This window comes from Streptomyces sp. AMJ-169 (genome assembly GCF_055597585.1).
In genome coordinates this window covers 44,515-59,772 of the sequence record NZ_JBVLTJ010000009.1, presented here as the reverse complement: position 1 = coordinate 59,772, position 15,258 = coordinate 44,515, and the positions used below count along the sequence as shown (strand labels likewise).

Genomic DNA, 15,258 nt, shown 5'->3' with positions numbered 1-15,258 from the left:
GAAGTGAACGTTCCATGCCGGGCCGGGAACTGGAGGGGAACGTTCCGCCCGGGTCCGGCCGCCGGGCCGCCGGCCGGACCCGCCGCCCGGGCCGCCCCTGTGCCGACGCTGTCAGCCCGGGGCGCTACGCTGCCCTCTGCACCCGTGATCACCATCACTCCCATCCCTCATCCGCAGCCCCGCACACCTCACCCGCGTACGGCCGTGGTGCGTCCTTCGCACCCGCCGTGTCCGTGGCACCGCCCGCCCGTTCCCGATCGGTACTTGGACTCACTGCTTCCATGTCTTGGTTTGAATCCTTCGTCCTCGGGCTCGTCCAGGGGCTCACCGAGTTCCTCCCCGTCTCCTCCAGCGCGCATCTGCGGCTGACCGCCGCGTTCTCCGGCTGGAAGGACCCCGGGGCCGCCTTCACCGCGATCACACAGATCGGCACGGAGGCTGCGGTGCTGATCTACTTCCGCAAGGACATCGGCCGCATCCTCTCCGCGTGGACCCGGTCGCTGTTCAAGAAGGAGATGCGCGCCGACCAGGACGCGAAGATGGGGTGGCTGGTGATCGTCGGCTCGATCCCGATCGGGGTGCTGGGGCTGACGCTGAAGGACTCGATCGAGGGGCCGTTCCGGGATCTGCGGATCACGGCCACGATGCTCATCGTCATCGGCATCGTCATGGGCGTCGCGGACCGCCTCGCCGCGCGCGACGAGACGGGCGGCCGGCACCGCGCCCCCAAGCAGCGCAAGGCGCTGGAGAACCTCAACATCAAAGACGGCCTGATCTTCGGCTTCTGTCAGGCCTGCGCCCTCATCCCCGGCGTCTCCCGCTCCGGCGCGACCATCACCGGCGGCCTCTTCATGGGCTACCGCCGCGAGGCCGCCGCCCGCTACTCCTTCCTCCTCGCGATCCCGGCGGTGCTGGCGTCCGGGCTGTTCGAGACGAAGGACGCGCTGGAGGGGGGGCATGTGGAGTGGGGGCCGACGGTCTTCGCCACGGTGATCGCGTTCGTGTCCGGGTATGTCGTGATCTCGTGGTTCATGAAGTTCATCAGCTCCAAGTCCTTCATGCCGTTCGTGTATTACCGGGTGGTGCTCGGGATCGTCATCATCGCGCTGGTCAGCGCGGGGGTGCTCAGTCCGCACGCGGCGGAGTCGGCGGGGTAAGCGAGGGCGGGGTGCGGACCGGGTGGACGTCCCTTTACCCCGGCCCGCCACATAACCCAAGGCAGGCGTTGACCCAAATGGCCGTGACCAACCCCATATTGATCCCGTAGCCGCGCGGTGGCGGACCGTCAGCGCTTGCGCCTACGCTTGTCGGCATGTCCCCCGATCCCGTTGCCCCTGGTTCCGTGCGGTCCGCTGCCGAGTTGAACGAGCGGATCAGGTCGTTGTGGCTGCGCGCGGGCGGTTCCCTCTCCACGCATGAGCGGGCGGAGTACGAACTCCTTGTCGTCGAGTGGGCGGCGGCTATTCGATGCGAGGTTGTCGAGGCAGCTTGAAGAGGGGACGGGGCTTCGGCTTCGGCTTCGGCTTCGGCTTCGGCTTCGGCTTCGGCTTCGGGGGAGAACTGAACCGGGGGGTGCTGCGAGGGAGTTGACCGGGGCCGATCTGGCGGTCGCCCCAAGGCGAGCACCGCCGCCCAACTCCCTGACCGGATTCAGGCGCCCAGCGCCGCCGCTCAATGCCCCGCCCGGATCCCGGCACCCAACTCCCTGCCGGACCGCCGGCGTTCACCGCCACCGCCCAACTCCCCGGCCCCCCGCCATTCAGCGCCGGGCGCCACCAATCACCACAACCGGCATCACCCCCCTCACCGCCCACCCGCAACCCGCAACACCGCCCCCGTCATATACCCCGCCTCCCCCGACATCAGCCAAGCCACCGCCGCCGCGACCTCCTCCCCCCTCCCCGCCCGCCGCAGCGGAATCCCCCCGGCCAGCCGCTCGGCCCGCCCCGGATCCCCCATCGCCGCATGCATCTCCGTGTCGATGATCCCGGGCGCGACGGCGTTGACGCGGACGCCGTCGGGGCCCAGCTCCTTGGCGAGGCCGAGGGTGAGGGTGTCGACGGCGGCCTTGGTGGCGGCGTAATGGACGTAGTCGCCGGGGCTGCCGAGCGTGGCGGCGGCGGACGAGATGTTGACGATCGCACCGCCCCCGCGCGGAACCATCAGCTGGGCCGCCCGGCGTGAACAGAGCAGCGTGCCAAGGAGGTTGACGTCGACCACGCGCCGCAGATCAGCGATGCTCACATCGGCGAGCCGCCCCAGCGGACCACTCACCCCGGCGTTGTTCACCAGCCCGGTGACACCCCCGAGTTGCCCCTCGCCGGCATCGAACAGCCGCTCCACATCGGCCTCGACGGCGACATCGGCGCGTACGGCGACGGCGCGCCCGCCGGCCGCCCGCACCCCCTCGGCCACCGCCTCCGCCGACGACGCGTCCCGCGCGTACCCGATCACCAGGTCATGCCCCTCCGCGGCGAGCCGCAGACACACGGCGGCCCCGATCCCCCGGCTCCCCCCGGTGACGACAGTGACGGAACGGGACATGGCACGACCTCCTGCGCACGGCGACAGCTCACCCCCGAAGATGAGCCACCACATCCTCCCCCACCACGTACTCCGGCTCCGGAGGCAACAACGCGGCGGCGCGCGCGAGTTGCCCTTCCTTCACCCGCCCGTGCACCTCTCTGGCCAGCCCGGTGACGTCCTCGATCCCGACGATCCACTCATCGGCGTACCGCGCCACCGCCTCACCGCCCAGCCCGAGTTGAAGCGACCGGTAGGGCAACGGAGCGAGCCGCAGGTCCCGTTCGGGATCCCACTGGACCCGCGCCGCAGCAGCCTTCAACTGCCGTTTCCACGCGCCCCGTTCACCGTGCAGCTCGGGCACATGATGCGAGAGGCAGGCGTTCCGCAGGGCCCACTCGAACCCCTCCCGCCGGATCTCGACGGCCAGCACGGTCTCCTGCCCCTCCTTCTCCGCCCAGCCGCAGCGGTACATCATCCACAGGAACGACGGCTTGATCCACGTCATCCGCCCCCTGCTCCACACCGGGGGAAACCGCCCGTCCCGAGCGGCGGCCACCCCGATCTCCGGCCGATAAGCCTGATATACGGTGACGGTCCCGCCCGTCTGCCGGGCACGGATCTGAAACTTCGGGGGCTGCACGGTCGTCACGACGAGATCGTTCATCGTCGTAGCCGTCTGCTCCACGACGCCGACGCCTACGTACGCCGGGCAGCCCCGCGCGAGGCCTGCCTCGACGCCCCGGACTGCACCGACCTCCTCCTCCCCACAGGCGGCAACCAGGACATGACCCGCCACGCCACCCTGCACCCGGCGACCGTCGCACGACTTCGCCGCGAGCCCGGACGAAGGGGACCGCCTGGAACTGGCCGCCAACCTCGACGTCCCCATCGACATCGTCAGACCCCTGCCCCACGACCCCGCCCACAGCGTCCGCCTGGCCATGCCCGTCCGCCCCGAACTCACCGAACCCGAACGCGCCACCACCGACGTCACCATCGCCCCCTCCAACCACCTCGACCCCGTCGAGTGGGTCCGCGCCATGGCAGCCAGCCACCCCGCCCTCCCGACCACCCTCATCCTCCAGGCCCCGCACCCCCCGTTCCCCCTCCCCTCGGACAACACCCCCCGCACACCCCTTGGCTAGCCACCCCCCGTCCCCAACACTCAGCCCCATGACGCAGCGTGTGGAACTCGCCATGGTGATGGACCGGTTGGCGGTGGACGAGGTGATCAGTGACTACGCGAACGCGGTGGACGACGAGAACTGGGCCGCGTACGAAGGGCTGTTCACGCCGGACGGGCGGGCCGACTACCGGTCGGCCGGCGGGGTGGAGGGAGGGATACCGGAGGTCTCGGCGTGGCTGGCACAGAGCATGCGGCTGTTCTCGATGCGGCAGCATCTGATCGTCAACAGGCGGCTGCGCTTCGGCACGCTGGAGCAGGACACCGGGGACACGGCACACGTCCGCGCGGACTACTACAGCCCACTCCGCCTCACCGGGCACGACGGCGCCCCGGACCTCGTCAGCGGCGGCCGTTACGCGTTCGCGCTCCTGCGCACACCGGACGGCTGGCGGCTCACCGAGGCCGTCGTACACGAGAAATGGCGCCGCACCGCCCTTCACCCGGACGGCCGCCCCGCGCCCCGCCCTCTGTCGTAGATCCGCCGGTCAGCGCAGACTGGGAGCGACGGACGGGGGCGCGGAGGAAGGGGTCGCATGAACCACCGCTGGACGAACCACCGCTGGACAGCGACCCCGCAACGCCCGCCCCTCAAAACGACGGCCCCACAGCGCCCGCCCCTCAAAACGACGCCCCCGGAACACCCGTCCCCCTGGCGCCGCCCCGCCCTGGCCACCCTCTCCGGCACCCTCCCCATCCTCGCCTTCCCCGCCCCCTCCCTCTGGTGGTGGGCGTACATCGCCCTCGTCCCCTGGATCCTCCTGATCCGCTCCGCGCCCAACCCCCGACGCGCCGCGTACGACGGCTGGTGCGGCGGCTTCGGATTCATGGTGGCGATGCACCACTGGCTGCTGCCGAGCCTGAACGTCTTCCTCTTCGTGCTGGCGGCACTCCTGGGCGCGCTGTGGGCGCCCTGGGGATGGCTGACATACAAACTGCTCGGCGAAGGCGGAACCGGCGGACCCGGCAGAACCGGCACCCCTGGCAAGCAACACGCCGCCGCCCTTCTCCTCCTCCCCTCCGCCTGGCTCGCCATCGAACTCGTCCGCTCCTGGCAGGCCCTCGGCGGCCCCTGGGGCATGCTCGGCGCGAGCCAGTGGCAGGTCACCCCGACCCTGCGCCTCGCCTCCCTCGGCGGAGTGTGGCTGCTGAGCTTCCTGGTGGTCGCGCTCAACACGGCCGTGGCCGTCCTGATCGCCGTACCCACCGCCCGCCGCCCCGCCGTGGTCACCCTCCTCACGACCGCCGTCGCGGCCTGCGCCGCCTGGGCGTGGGCGCCGCGTCCGCAGCCGGACGCCCGGGCCCGGATCGCGGTCGTCCAGCCGGGCGTGATCGAGGGCCCGGACGCCCGCTTCAACCGCGAGGAGCAGCTGACCCGCGAACTCGTGGGCAGGGACGTCGACTTGGTGGTATGGGGCGAGAGCAGTGTCGGGTACGACCTGGCCGGCCGCCCCGACCTGGCTCGCAGACTGGCCGCGCTGGCGCGGGCGACGGACGCGGACATCCTGGTCAACGTCGACGCCCGCCGCTCCGACCGCCCCGGCATCTACAAGAGCTCGATCCTGATCGGCCCCGAAGGACCGACGGGCGACCGGTACGACAAGATGCGGCTGGTCCCCTTCGGCGAGTACATCCCGGCCCGCGCCCTGCTCGGCTGGGCGACGTCGGTCGGCAAGGCGGCCGGCGAGGACCGCCGCCGGGGCACGGAACAGACCCTGATGAACGCCGGGCACGGGCTGACCCTGGGCCCGATGATCTGCTTCGAGACGGCGTTCCCGGACATGAGCGCCAACCTGGCGAACAAGGGCGCCGACATCCTCGTCGCCCAGTCCTCCACCTCGTCCTTCCAGGGCAGTTGGGCCCCCGAACAGCACGCCTCCCTGGCCGCCCTGCGCGCCGCCGAGACCGGCCGCACGTTCGTCCACGCGACCCTGACGGGCGTCTCCGCCGTCTACGACCCGCAAGGACGGCAGCTCGGCGACCGCATCGGGACGGCGGGCGCGGAGGTGTACGACGTCCCGCTCACGACCGGTACGACCCTGTACGCCCGGCTGGGCGACTGGCCGGTCACCGCGTCCCTGCTCCTGCTGGCCGCGTACGGCGCGCTCCGCCTGCGCCGGATCAGCCGCTCACCTCAAACACCACCCGCTCGCACAGCTCATGAGTCGCCAGCGCGTCCCGTGCGCTGAGCGTCCGCCCGGCCCGTACGGCGTCCAGGAACCCCGACACGGCCTGCTCGATGCCCCGTTGGCGCGCGACCGGCACCCAGTCCCCGCGCCGCCGCACACTGGGCTGCCCCTTGTGGTCGATCACCTCGGCGAGGTTGACGACCTGCCGTTTGGTGTCCTGCCCGGAGACCTCCAGGATCTCCTCGTTCGACCCGCTGAGCCGGTTCATGACGCCGAGCGCGGTGAACCCGTCCCCGGCGAGCTGAAGCACGACGTGGTGCAGCAGCCCGTCCCGGATCCGGCCCCGCACGGTCACGTCCGTCACCTCGCCGGGCACGAGGAACCGCAGCGTGTCGACGACGTGGATGAAGTCGTCGTACACCATCCGCCGGGGCTCCTCCGGCAGCCCGGCGCGGTTCTTCTGCATCAGGATCAGCTCGCGGGGGTGGTCGGCGCACTGCGCGTACCCGGGCGCGTACCGCCGGTTGAAACCGACGGCCAGCGACGTCCCGCGCGCCTCGGCCAGCTCCACCAGCCGTACGCAGTCGGCGAGTTGGTAGCTGAGCGGCTTGTCGACGTACGTGGGGACGCCGGCTTCGAGGAGCCGGGTGACGAGGTCGGGGTGGGCGGCGGTCGGGGCGTGGACGAACGCGGCGTCCAGCCCCGCGTCGAGGAGGCTCTCCAGCTCGCGGTGGCGCTGCGCGGGCGGGACGCGGAGGGTGTCGCCGACCTCGTCGAGGGTGGCCGGGGTGCGGGTGTGCAGATGCGGTTCGACGCCCGGCGCGGCCCCCAGCACCGGCAGATACGCCTTCCGCGCGATGTCCCCGAGCCCGATGCAGCCGACCTTCACACGCGCTCCCTCGTCGACGGTCCCCCCTGCGGGCAGCATAAAGGCGTGGCAGCGGGCGCGGGGGGCGGCGATCATACGGCCATGACGACACAGCGCGCCGAACCCGCCCTAGCCGCCCCCGAGCGGGCCATGCTCGAAGGCTGGCTCGACTACCACCGCCAGACCCTCGCCCTGAAGTGCGCGGACCTCACCGACGAACAGCTGCGCACGGCCGCCGTACCGCCCTCCGGGCTGAGCCTGATGGGCCTGGTGCGGCACATGGCGGAGGTCGAGCGCAGCTGGTTCCGCAGGGTCCTGACCGGCGAGGACGCCGGCCCGATCTACTACTCCGACGCCGACCCCGACGGCGAGTTCCACCTGACCGAGCGGGACACGTGGGAGGAGGCGTACGGCACCTGGCAGCGCGAGATCGAGACGGCCCGGCAGCGCGCGTCCGGGGTCGGCCTGGACGCTCTGTCGGTGGGCAAGAGCCGGGACACCGGGGAACTTTTCAGCCTGCGCTGGATCTACACCCACATGATCGAGGAGTACGCACGGCACAACGGGCACGCGGATCTGTTGCGGGAGCGGATTGATGGGGTTACGGGGGATTGAGGGGGGCGGGGCGCAAGGGGGTTGAGGGGCGGCTGGCGGCTGGCGGCTGGCGGCTGGCGGCGCATCTTGAGACGCCCGCCGGGATGATCGTCACCCCTCGCCCGTCACCCCTCGCTGACGCGCACCCCCCGTCCGGGGCAGGAGATCACCCGTGCGGGGCATCCTCCGCTTGTCCACTGTCCCTCCGGGTCCCCGAGCGGCCAGAGTTGCGCGGGTGCATCGAACGACGACTACCGCAACCCTCCTCGTCTCCGTGGCCGTCTCGGCCCTGACCGGCTGTGTGACCGTGCAGCAGCACCCGGCCGCCCCCGGTCCGCCCACGGCCCCCTCCGTCCCACCGCTCCCCCGGCCGGACGCGCGGACCGCGACGCAGGTCGTCGAGGCACCGGTACGGGAGGCGCTGGAGATGATGCGCCCGTCGCCCGAACAAGAGAAACAGCCACCCTCGGAATCCCGCGACTCCCCGCCGTCCCGGCACCACCAGCCCGCCGACCCCAAACCCCGCCACCACACGTCCCACCCCACCCCTCGGCGCCCGTCGAGCCACCCCCGCGTCGAGATCCCGGACGTCGAGAAGGAGCTCCGCCGGAACACCGACGTCTGCGCACTGGGCCGCCAGTACGGCGCATGGAAGCCCGGCAGCCCGGAGTCCCAGATCTGCGAGGAGGCGTACGGGCGCTAGGGCGGGGCCGCCGGGGGGACGACGCCGGCGGGGCCTCTTCCGTGAGGCGCACGCACGGCCGGTCACGCACCTCGCCCACTCCACGGCGTACGTATGGCCGGTCACGCACCTCGCCCGCACCACGCGGCATACGCACGACCAGTCACGCGCCCCTCCCGCTCCACGGCACAAGCACGGCCGATCACGCACCCTCCCGCTCCCCGGCATGCACACGCCCCGAAATCCCAGAGCACGCCGACCGCAAGTCCCGGCACCCGCCGACCGCCCGGCAGCACCGCACCCCTCCCGGCCCAGCCCCCTCCCCTCACCTCACCTCACCTGGGCCGAGGCGGCCCCCACCCCTCCCCCGTCTCCCCCGATTCCCCCAGCTCCCCCAGCACCCCTTCCAGCCGGGCGATCTCCGCCCGCACGCCCGCGCTGTATCCGTCCTCCCCCAGCCCGCCCGCCGCGCTCCGCGCCCGCCGCAGATGTGTGCGCGCCGCGTCCGGGCGGCCCAGCCGCTCGTAGTCCGCGGCGAGGTTGAGGTGGAGGGAGGGGGAGAGGGCGCGGGCGGCGGGTGAGGGGTCCTCCTGGGCCGCCGTGAGGGCCCGCAGGTCCCAGGCCAGCTCGTCGGCGGGGTCGTCCTGGGTGTCGGCGAGGTAGTGCGCGAGCGTGCACCGCTGCCAGGCGGTCCCCGACTCCCCCACCTCCGCCCACATCGCGAGCAGCCGGTCGCGCGCCTCCTCCCGGTCGCCCCCGTGATGCAGCATCACGACCGGCCCCACCCGCGCCAGAACGGCATCCGGCACCGCCTGTTCCCGCTGCTCCGCCACCCGTGGCCTCCGTGCCCGAACGTCGCCTGAAGTCCAGGACCGGCCGCAGCCGCAGCGCCGCGGCCGTCCCTGCGACGACGCTAACCGCACCCGGCGAGGATCGCCGTCAGGCGGGACCGGACGGGCGGGGCCGCGCGTGCCCTTCCCTCACCTCGCCGCGCACCCCCTTGCCCTCACCCCACCGCACGCCCCTTCCCTCACCTCACCCGCTCCAGCTCAGCCGAGATCCGGAATCCCCCAGTCCACCCCCTTGTGCCCCTGCTGGGCCATCGCCTCGTTGATCTGCGTGAACGGCCGCGAGCCGAAGAACTTCTTCGCGGACAGCGGCGAGGGGTGCGCCCCCTTCACCACGATGTGCCGGCTCTCGTCGATGAGCGGCAGCTTCTTCTGCGCGTAGTTCCCCCACAGCACGAACACGGCCGGGTCGGGCCGCTCGACGACGGCCTTGATCACCGCGTCCGTGAACTTCTCCCACCCCTTGTTCTTGTGCGAGTTGGCCTCGCCCGCGCGCACGGTCAGCACCGCGTTGAGCAGCAGCACCCCCTGCTCGGCCCACGGCATGAGGTACCCGTTGTCGGGGATGGGCGTGCCCAGTTCGGCGTTGAGCTCCTTGTAGATGTTCCGCAGGGACGGCGGGATCTTCACCCCGGGCCGCACGGAGAAGCACAGGCCGTGCCCCTGGCCCTCCCCGTGGTAGGGGTCCTGGCCGAGGACGAGGACCTTGACCTGGTCGTAGGGCGTGGCGTCCAGCGCGGCGAAGACCTCCTCGCGGGGCGGGTAGACGGGACCCTTCGCCCGCTCCTCCTCGACGAACTCGGTCAGCTCCTTGAAGTAGGGCTGCGCCAGTTCGTCGGCCAGAACCCCGCGCCAGGACTCGGGCAGCATGGCGGTGTCGGTCACGTCAACGTCCTTCGGTCGTACGGTCGTTTCGCGGCCCCCCGCAAGCTCTGCGAACCCCCGCGAGCCCCGCTGACGGACCTTCGGAGGCGGCCACACGACAGAACTTACAACCGCCCACTGACAACGCCCCCCACACCCGCTCTCACCAGCTGGTCTTCCGCGACAGCTCCCACATCGTCATGATCGTCGCGGGGTCCAGCGAGCGCTCCCCGCCGGAGATGTCCTCCTCGGTCGCGATGTACTGCTTGCCCTGCCACAGCGGCAGCAGCCGCACGTCCTGGACGAGGATGCGCTGCGCGTCCTGGAAGTCCTTGACGACGTCGGCCCGGTCGCTCTCCTCGCGCGACTTGGGCAGCAGCACGTCGGTGATCCGCGGGCTCGGGTACGGCGTCCCGAGCGCGTTGCGCTCCCCCACGAACGGCGCGACGAAGTTGTCCGGGTCGGGGAAGTCGGGCTGCCAGCCCCGCCCGAACACCGGGTACTCGCCCTTCTGGTAGCCGACGACGAAGTCGTTCCAGGGCCGGCTGCGCAGGGTCACCCGGAACAGCCCCGACCCGTCGAACTGCGCCTTGAGCTCCCTGAACTCCAGCGCGGTGTCGGACCCGTAGCGGTCGGTGGTGTACCAGAGGGTGAGCGGCACGGGCGTGGGCACCCCGGCGTCGTCGAGGATCTTGCGCGCCTTGGCCGCGTCGGGCGCCCCGAACACGTCGAAGTACGAGGTCGTGTGCCCGGTGACGCCCTGCGGGACCATCGAGTACAGCGGTTCGACGGTGTCCTGGTACACCTTGTGCGCGATGTCCGCGCGGTCGACGGTCTGCGCGACCGCGCGGCGTACGGCGAGCCGGTTCGCGGTGGCGTCCTTGGGGTTGAACACCAGGTAGTTGATGCTGCTGCTGGCCCCTTCGTACAGCTCGAGTCCCTTGTTGTCGGCGCTCTTCGTGCCGAGGGAGACGACGTCATCGGCGGCGAGTCCCATGTAGGTGACGTCGATCTCGTGGGCGCGCAGGGCCTTGACCATGCCGGCCGAGTCCTGGAAGTAGCGGATGGTGACGGCGTCGTTCTTGCGGTCGGCGAGACCCTTGTAGGAGCCGTTTCTGACCAGAACTGACCGTTTCCCTTGGTCGTACGCCTGGAGCCGGTAAGGGCCAGAACCGATCACATTCGGGCTTTCGCGCAAGGAGTTGCGCGGGTAGTCCACCGGGGGGACGAGGGAGAGCGCCGGGGTGGCGAGGACGAACGGGAAGGTCGCGTCGGGCTTGTTGAGCCGGAAGGTGACCTGCCGGGCGCCGCTGGTCTCGACCTTGTCGAGGCTCCCGAGGAGTCCGGCGGGGCCGCTGGGGGCGTTGATGCTGCGGATGCGGTCGACGGAATGCTTGACGGCCGCCGCGTCCAGCTTCTCGCCGTTGCTGAACTTGAGGCCGGACCGCAGCTCGCAGGTGTAGCTGCGGTGGTCGGCGGCGAACGCGCAGCTCTGGGCGGCGTCCGGCTGCGGTTCGGTCGCGCCGCCCGGGTAGGCGAGCAGGGTCTGGTAGACGTTGCGGAACAGCTCCCAGGAGCCGTCCCAGGCCCCGGCCGGGTCGAGCGTGCTGGGCGCGCTGGTGGTCCCCACGACGATCGGCCCCTTGTCGCCCCCCGAGCCCCCGGGCAGGTACCCGCACCCGGCGGTCATCCCCAAGGACACGGCAACCGCCGTTCCCCTCAGCAGCCTCGTCCTGAACACGCGCACGCTCCTCGATCAGCCGTACCAAGGGGGGTTGGCGGCAGACCCTACTCCAGCGGCACGTCCCGCGCGGGTGTTCGGGAAGCGACTACGTTGTCATCGGCCGAAGCGTTTCCCGGGCGCCCGCTATGAGGCTTCTGTGCGCCCCCGGGAAGTGCCGCGCGCATGACGAAGGCGCCGCCCCCGGGAAGGGAACGGCGCCCGCGCGGAGCTGAACTACTACTATCCGACCGCGGCGTTGAGGAAGATCCCGCCGTCGACGACGAGGGTCTGCCCGGTGATCCAGTCGGCCTGCGCGGAGGTCAGGAACGCCGCCGCGCCCCCGATGTCCTCGGGCACCCCGAGCCGCCCGAGCGGGTAGGCCGCGGCGGCCTCCTCCTCGCGCCCCTCGTAGAGGGCCTGCGCGAACTTGGTCTTGACGACCGCCGGGGCGATCGCGTTGACCCGCACCCTGGGCGCGAACTCGTGCGCGAGCTGCTGGGTCAGGTTGATCATCGCGGCCTTGCTCATGCCGTACGCGGCGATGAACGGGGAGGGCGCGATCCCGGACACGGACGCGATGTTGACGATCGCCCCGCCGTTGTCCTTCTGCCAGGCGTGCCAGGTCTTCTGCGCGAAGCCCAGCGCGGAGATGACGTTGGTCTCGTACACCTTGCGGGCGACGTCGAGGTCGAGGTCGGCGAGCGGCCCGAACACCGGGTTCGTACCGGCGTTGTTGACCAGATAGTCGACGCGGCCGAAGGCCTCCATCACATGGTCGACGACCTCGGCCTGGTGCCCCAGGTCGTGGGCCTTGCCGGCGACGCCGATGACGCGGTCGGCGCCGAGCCTGGCGACGGCCTCCTTGAGGGCGTCCTCGTTGCGGCCGGTGATGCAGACGCGGTCACCGCGCGCGACGAGCGCCTCGGCGACGCCGTACCCGATGCCTCGGCTGGCGCCGGTGACGAGGGCGACCTTGCCGGAGAGTTCCACAGTCATGTTGTCCGTACTTCCTAGTTCAGCGGGCCGCCGGCGACGTACAGGACCTGGCCGGAGACGAAGCCGGCCGCCTCGCCGGTGAAGAAGGCGATGGCGTTGGCGATGTCCTCGGGCTCGCCGACGCGCTGGACCGGGATGGTGCCCGCAGCGGCCTTCTTGAAGTCCTCGAAGTCCATCTTGACCCGGTCGGCGGTGGCCTTGGTCATCTCGGTGGCGATGAAGCCGGGGGCGACGGAGTTGGCGGTGATGCCGAACTTGCCCAGCTCGATGGCGAGGGTCTTGGTGAAGCCCTGCAACCCGGCCTTGGCGGCGGCGTAGTTGGCCTGGCCGCGGTTGCCGAGGGCCGAGGAGGAGGAGAGGTTGACGATCCGCCCGAAGCCGGCGTCGACCATGTGCTTCTGGACGGCCTTGGCCATCAGGAACGAGCCGCGCAGGTGGACGTTCAGGACGGTGTCCCAGTCGGACGACGTCATCTTGAACAGCAGGTTGTCGCGCAGGACACCCGCGTTGTTGACGAGGATCGTCGGCGCCCCCAGCTCGGCGGCGACGCGCGCGACGGCGGCCTCGACCTGCGCCTCGTCGGAGACGTCCGCGCCGACCGCGATCGCCGTGCCGCCGGCCGCGGTGATCTTCTCGACCGTGTCCTTGCAGGCGGCCTCGTCGAGGTCGATCACGGCGACCGCGCGGCCCTCGGCGGCCAGGCGTACGGCGGTGGCGGCGCCGATGCCCCGCGCGGCGCCGGTGACGATCGCGACCCGCGCTTCAGTGGTGGACATGTCCTGTCTCTCCTCGACCTAGAGAACTCTGCGGCTCTTCGGCAGGCCCCGCGGCGCAGTGAGCGACCGCTTAGTACCTTCTCCACCCGTGACGCTAGAAGCACTGGCACCCGGTGTCAACGGGACACCGGGATTACCGGACGAGCAGCTCCAGCAGCCGCTCGGCCTCGGCGGCCGGGTCGACGGTGAGGCCCGTGTGCACCGGCCCCGGCTGGACGATCGTCGAACGCGGCGCCACGAGCCACCGGAAGCGCCGTCCGGGGTCGTCGGCCGCCGACTGCCCCGCGGCCTCGCAGACCCGCTCCACGGCCCCCAGAGCGGCCCGTACGCCCTCGACGTCCACGGCGGGGTCCAGGGCGCGCAGCCGCGCCTCGTCGAGGTGCGTGCGGGCGCCGACGTACGCCTTGGCGCGGCAGTAGACCAGCACGCCCGCGTTGACGCACTCGCCGCGCTCCACGCGCGGGACGATCCGCAGCAGGGCGTACTCGTAGACGTCCCGGCCGCCGCCCTGTCCCGCGCGGGTGATGTGGCGCTCGGTGAGCTGGCCGGCCATGTGGGTGAGGTGCTCGGTCATCGGGTGGTCTCCCTGCACGCACCCTTAGAGGCGCGATTGCTTCTCATACGACAAGTCCCTTCACGCGCGCGTGGATGTCCCCCGCCCGCGCCAGCAGCGGCCCCGCGTACGCCCGCCGCACCTCGTCAGGACCGTCGAACGCGGGCTCGTCGGCCAGCCACGCGTCCGGGACCTCGGCGGTGACCTCGGCGAGCAGTTCCGCGGTGACGAGCGGGGCCAACTCCCGCGCGGCGCCCGCGACATCGGGGGCGAAGGGGGCGAGGGCGTGGTCGGCGGCGTCGTACGCGCGGGCGGCGGAGACCTCCGCCCCGGGCCAGTTGTGCTGCCAGATCATCGTCGCACCATGGTCGATGAGCCAGAGTTCGCCGCGGCTCATCAGGAGGTTGGGGTTGCGCCAGGAGCGGTCGACGTTGCCGACCAGGGCGTCGAACCAGACGATCCGGCCGGCGTCCTCGGGGCTCACCTCGAAGGCCAGCGGGTCGAAGCCGAGGGCGCCGGAGAGGAAGTCCATGCCGAGGTTGGTGCCGCCGCTGCCCCGCAGGAGGTCCTGGACCTGCTGCTCGGGTTCGGCGAGCCCGAGGACGGGGTCCAGTTGGACGGTGACGAGCCGGGGGACGCGGAAGCCGAGCCGCCGGGCGAGTTCACCGGAGATCACCTCTGCGACGAGCGTCTTGCGGCCCTGCCCGGCGCCGCTGAACTTCAGGACGTAGGTCCCGAAGTCGTCGGCCTCGACCAGACCGGGCAGCGAGCCGCCCTCACGCAGGGGCGTGATGTACCGGGTGGCGGTGACGTCCTTGAGCATTGGCCCAGGTTACCGGCGTGCCGCTGACAGCTCGACGACAGCTCTGGCTTACGCCGCCCTGACCCCGGACACGGAAGCATCGCGGGGACACCGCCCGCGCGCGGGGCGCGCTGAACGCTGCGCCACCCCACGCCGTACCCCTGGGCGGACCGTCAGAAACCACCCCCCGAAGGGAACCGCCCAGCATGACCAGCGCATCGCTCAAACCCTCCGCAACGCCCGCCCGTCGTACCGTCGTGGCGGCGGCCGGAGCGGCAGGGCTCGCCGCGGCGCTGACCGCGTGCGGCAGCTCCGACGACAGCTCGTCCTCGTCGACCGGCTCCGGTACCAGCGGGACGACCGGTTCGACCGGGGCCGCGAGCACCGGCGGCACGGGCGGCGGCGACAACGCGGCGGCCGGTGCCGGGACCGCGCTGACCACGACCGCCGACATCCCCCAGGGCGGCGGCAAGGTCTTCGAGTCGGAGAAGGTCGTCGTCACCCAGCCCACCGCGGGCACCTACAAGGCGTTCTCGGCCGTCTGCACCCACCAAGGCTGCGCGGTCAAGAGCGTGGCCGACGGCGTCATCAACTGCCCCTGCCACAACAGCAACTTCTCGATCGAGGACGGCAGCGTCAAGAGCGGTCCCGCACAGAAGGCGCTGCCCTCCGTGAGCATCAAGGTCAGCGGCAGCAACATCACCCTGGCCTAGT

The 15,258-nt window shown here is 71.6% G+C and carries 18 protein-coding genes; 8 read left to right on the top strand and 10 right to left on the bottom strand.

Annotation, left to right across the window (positions count from 1 at the left end; genetic code table 11):
- Window positions 1-281: 281 nt before the first annotated feature.
- Both ACYUD3_RS22540 and ACYUD3_RS22535 read left to right on the top strand, forming a co-directional pair.
- Window positions 282-1,157, top strand: coding sequence for an undecaprenyl-diphosphate phosphatase (locus tag ACYUD3_RS22540; RefSeq protein WP_470972624.1), 876 nt, complete (start codon window positions 282-284; stop codon window positions 1,155-1,157).
- A 155-nt stretch (window positions 1,158-1,312) separates the two neighbouring features.
- Window positions 1,313-1,492, top strand: a complete 180-nt coding sequence (locus ACYUD3_RS22535) for a hypothetical protein (RefSeq protein ID WP_470972622.1) — start codon at window positions 1,313-1,315, stop codon at window positions 1,490-1,492.
- A 311-nt stretch (window positions 1,493-1,803) separates the two neighbouring features.
- On the opposite strand, the gene ACYUD3_RS22530 is transcribed toward ACYUD3_RS22535, so the two are convergent.
- A complete protein-coding gene (locus ACYUD3_RS22530) occupies window positions 1,804-2,544 on the bottom strand; it encodes an SDR family NAD(P)-dependent oxidoreductase (protein WP_470972620.1) in 741 nt (246 codons plus the stop codon).
- A 28-nt stretch (window positions 2,545-2,572) separates the two neighbouring features.
- Window positions 2,573-3,190, bottom strand: a complete 618-nt coding sequence (locus tag ACYUD3_RS22525; RefSeq protein WP_470973223.1) for a DUF4291 domain-containing protein — start codon at window positions 3,188-3,190, stop codon at window positions 2,573-2,575.
- 277 nt (window positions 3,191-3,467) lie between these two features.
- Here ACYUD3_RS22525 and ACYUD3_RS22520 point away from each other — a divergent pair, with 277 nt between their 5' ends.
- The 3 genes from ACYUD3_RS22520 to lnt are packed head-to-tail and all read left to right on the top strand — an operon-like array spanning window position 3,468 to window position 5,898.
- Entirely contained in the window at window positions 3,468-3,671 is a 204-nt protein-coding gene (locus ACYUD3_RS22520; RefSeq protein ID WP_470972618.1) for a hypothetical protein, read from the top strand.
- Window positions 3,672-3,699: 28 nt separating this feature from the next.
- Window positions 3,700-4,188, top strand: coding sequence for a nuclear transport factor 2 family protein (locus tag ACYUD3_RS22515; RefSeq protein WP_470972616.1), 489 nt, complete (start codon window positions 3,700-3,702; stop codon window positions 4,186-4,188).
- 57 nt (window positions 4,189-4,245) lie between these two features.
- The gene (gene lnt, locus ACYUD3_RS22510) at window positions 4,246-5,898 is read left to right on the top strand and encodes an apolipoprotein N-acyltransferase (protein WP_470972614.1); all 1,653 of its coding nucleotides are present in this window, start codon (window positions 4,246-4,248) and stop codon (window positions 5,896-5,898) included.
- On the opposite strand, the gene ACYUD3_RS22505 is transcribed toward lnt, so the two are convergent.
- Window positions 5,831-6,727 carry a Gfo/Idh/MocA family protein gene (locus tag ACYUD3_RS22505; protein ID WP_470972612.1) on the bottom strand — a complete coding sequence of 299 codons (897 nt, stop codon included), beginning with the start codon at window positions 6,725-6,727 and terminating at the stop codon, window positions 5,831-5,833. The two genes, lnt and ACYUD3_RS22505, sit on opposite strands and share 68 nt — an antisense overlap.
- An 81-nt stretch (window positions 6,728-6,808) precedes the next feature.
- Here ACYUD3_RS22505 and ACYUD3_RS22500 point away from each other — a divergent pair, with 81 nt between their 5' ends.
- Window positions 6,809-7,321 (top strand): DinB family protein, encoded by a 513-nt coding sequence (locus ACYUD3_RS22500; RefSeq protein ID WP_470972611.1) that lies wholly within the window; start codon window positions 6,809-6,811, stop codon window positions 7,319-7,321.
- Between the two features lie 214 nt (window positions 7,322-7,535).
- Entirely contained in the window at window positions 7,536-8,003 is a 468-nt protein-coding gene (locus tag ACYUD3_RS22495; protein ID WP_470972609.1) for a hypothetical protein, read from the top strand.
- 314 nt (window positions 8,004-8,317) lie between these two features.
- Here ACYUD3_RS22495 and ACYUD3_RS22490 read toward each other — a convergent pair whose 3' ends face one another.
- The 7 genes from ACYUD3_RS22490 to ACYUD3_RS22460 all read right to left on the bottom strand — a co-directional run bounded on the left by ACYUD3_RS22490 (window position 8,318) and on the right by ACYUD3_RS22460 (window position 14,565).
- On the bottom strand, window positions 8,318-8,815 hold the full coding sequence (locus tag ACYUD3_RS22490) for a hypothetical protein (RefSeq protein WP_470972607.1): 498 nt from the start codon (window positions 8,813-8,815) through the stop codon (window positions 8,318-8,320).
- 216 nt (window positions 8,816-9,031) lie between these two features.
- Entirely contained in the window at window positions 9,032-9,715 is a 684-nt protein-coding gene (ung, locus tag ACYUD3_RS22485; protein ID WP_470972606.1) for a uracil-DNA glycosylase, read from the bottom strand.
- Between the two features lie 142 nt (window positions 9,716-9,857).
- Window positions 9,858-11,384, bottom strand: a complete 1,527-nt coding sequence (locus ACYUD3_RS22480) for an ABC transporter substrate-binding protein (protein ID WP_470973220.1) — start codon at window positions 11,382-11,384, stop codon at window positions 9,858-9,860.
- 273 nt (window positions 11,385-11,657) lie between these two features.
- On the bottom strand, window positions 11,658-12,413 hold the full coding sequence (locus ACYUD3_RS22475) for an SDR family oxidoreductase (protein ID WP_470972604.1): 756 nt from the start codon (window positions 12,411-12,413) through the stop codon (window positions 11,658-11,660).
- 14 nt (window positions 12,414-12,427) lie between these two features.
- Window positions 12,428-13,189 (bottom strand): 3-oxoacyl-ACP reductase FabG, encoded by a 762-nt coding sequence (gene fabG / locus ACYUD3_RS22470; RefSeq protein WP_470972602.1) that lies wholly within the window; start codon window positions 13,187-13,189, stop codon window positions 12,428-12,430.
- Between the two features lie 133 nt (window positions 13,190-13,322).
- Complete coding sequence (locus ACYUD3_RS22465; protein ID WP_470973217.1) at window positions 13,323-13,742, bottom strand: DUF3037 domain-containing protein; 420 nt, start codon at window positions 13,740-13,742, stop codon at window positions 13,323-13,325.
- 64 nt (window positions 13,743-13,806) lie between these two features.
- Window positions 13,807-14,565, bottom strand: coding sequence for a HipA family kinase (locus tag ACYUD3_RS22460; RefSeq protein ID WP_470972600.1), 759 nt, complete (start codon window positions 14,563-14,565; stop codon window positions 13,807-13,809).
- 185 nt (window positions 14,566-14,750) lie between these two features.
- Between ACYUD3_RS22460 and ACYUD3_RS22455 the strand changes: the two genes are divergently transcribed.
- Window positions 14,751-15,257 carry a Rieske (2Fe-2S) protein gene (locus ACYUD3_RS22455; RefSeq protein WP_470972598.1) on the top strand — a complete coding sequence of 169 codons (507 nt, stop codon included), beginning with the start codon at window positions 14,751-14,753 and terminating at the stop codon, window positions 15,255-15,257.
- The last annotated feature ends 1 nt before the right edge of the window (window position 15,258 follow it).

Bases quoted from the DNA above. Each gene is read 5' to 3' on its own strand.
- ACYUD3_RS22540 (WP_470972624.1), top strand. From the start codon at position 282: ATGTCTTGGTTTGAATCCTTCGTCCTCGGGCTCGTCCAGGGGCTCACC.
- ACYUD3_RS22535 (WP_470972622.1), top strand. From the start codon at position 1,313: ATGTCCCCCGATCCCGTTGCCCCTGGTTCCGTGCGGTCCGCTGCCGAG.
- ACYUD3_RS22530 (WP_470972620.1), bottom strand. From the start codon at position 2,544: ATGTCCCGTTCCGTCACTGTCGTCACCGGGGGGAGCCGGGGGATCGGG.
- ACYUD3_RS22525 (WP_470973223.1), bottom strand. From the start codon at position 3,190: ATGAACGATCTCGTCGTGACGACCGTGCAGCCCCCGAAGTTTCAGATC.
- ACYUD3_RS22520 (WP_470972618.1), top strand. From the start codon at position 3,468: ATGCCCGTCCGCCCCGAACTCACCGAACCCGAACGCGCCACCACCGAC.
- ACYUD3_RS22515 (WP_470972616.1), top strand. From the start codon at position 3,700: ATGACGCAGCGTGTGGAACTCGCCATGGTGATGGACCGGTTGGCGGTG.
- lnt (WP_470972614.1), top strand. From the start codon at position 4,246: ATGAACCACCGCTGGACGAACCACCGCTGGACAGCGACCCCGCAACGC.
- ACYUD3_RS22500 (WP_470972611.1), top strand. From the start codon at position 6,809: ATGACGACACAGCGCGCCGAACCCGCCCTAGCCGCCCCCGAGCGGGCC.
- ACYUD3_RS22480 (WP_470973220.1), bottom strand. From the start codon at position 11,384: ATGACCGCCGGGTGCGGGTACCTGCCCGGGGGCTCGGGGGGCGACAAG.
- ACYUD3_RS22475 (WP_470972604.1), bottom strand. From the start codon at position 12,413: ATGACTGTGGAACTCTCCGGCAAGGTCGCCCTCGTCACCGGCGCCAGC.
- fabG (WP_470972602.1), bottom strand. From the start codon at position 13,189: ATGTCCACCACTGAAGCGCGGGTCGCGATCGTCACCGGCGCCGCGCGG.
- ACYUD3_RS22465 (WP_470973217.1), bottom strand. From the start codon at position 13,742: ATGGCCGGCCAGCTCACCGAGCGCCACATCACCCGCGCGGGACAGGGC.
- ACYUD3_RS22460 (WP_470972600.1), bottom strand. From the start codon at position 14,565: ATGCTCAAGGACGTCACCGCCACCCGGTACATCACGCCCCTGCGTGAG.
- ACYUD3_RS22455 (WP_470972598.1), top strand. From the start codon at position 14,751: ATGACCAGCGCATCGCTCAAACCCTCCGCAACGCCCGCCCGTCGTACC.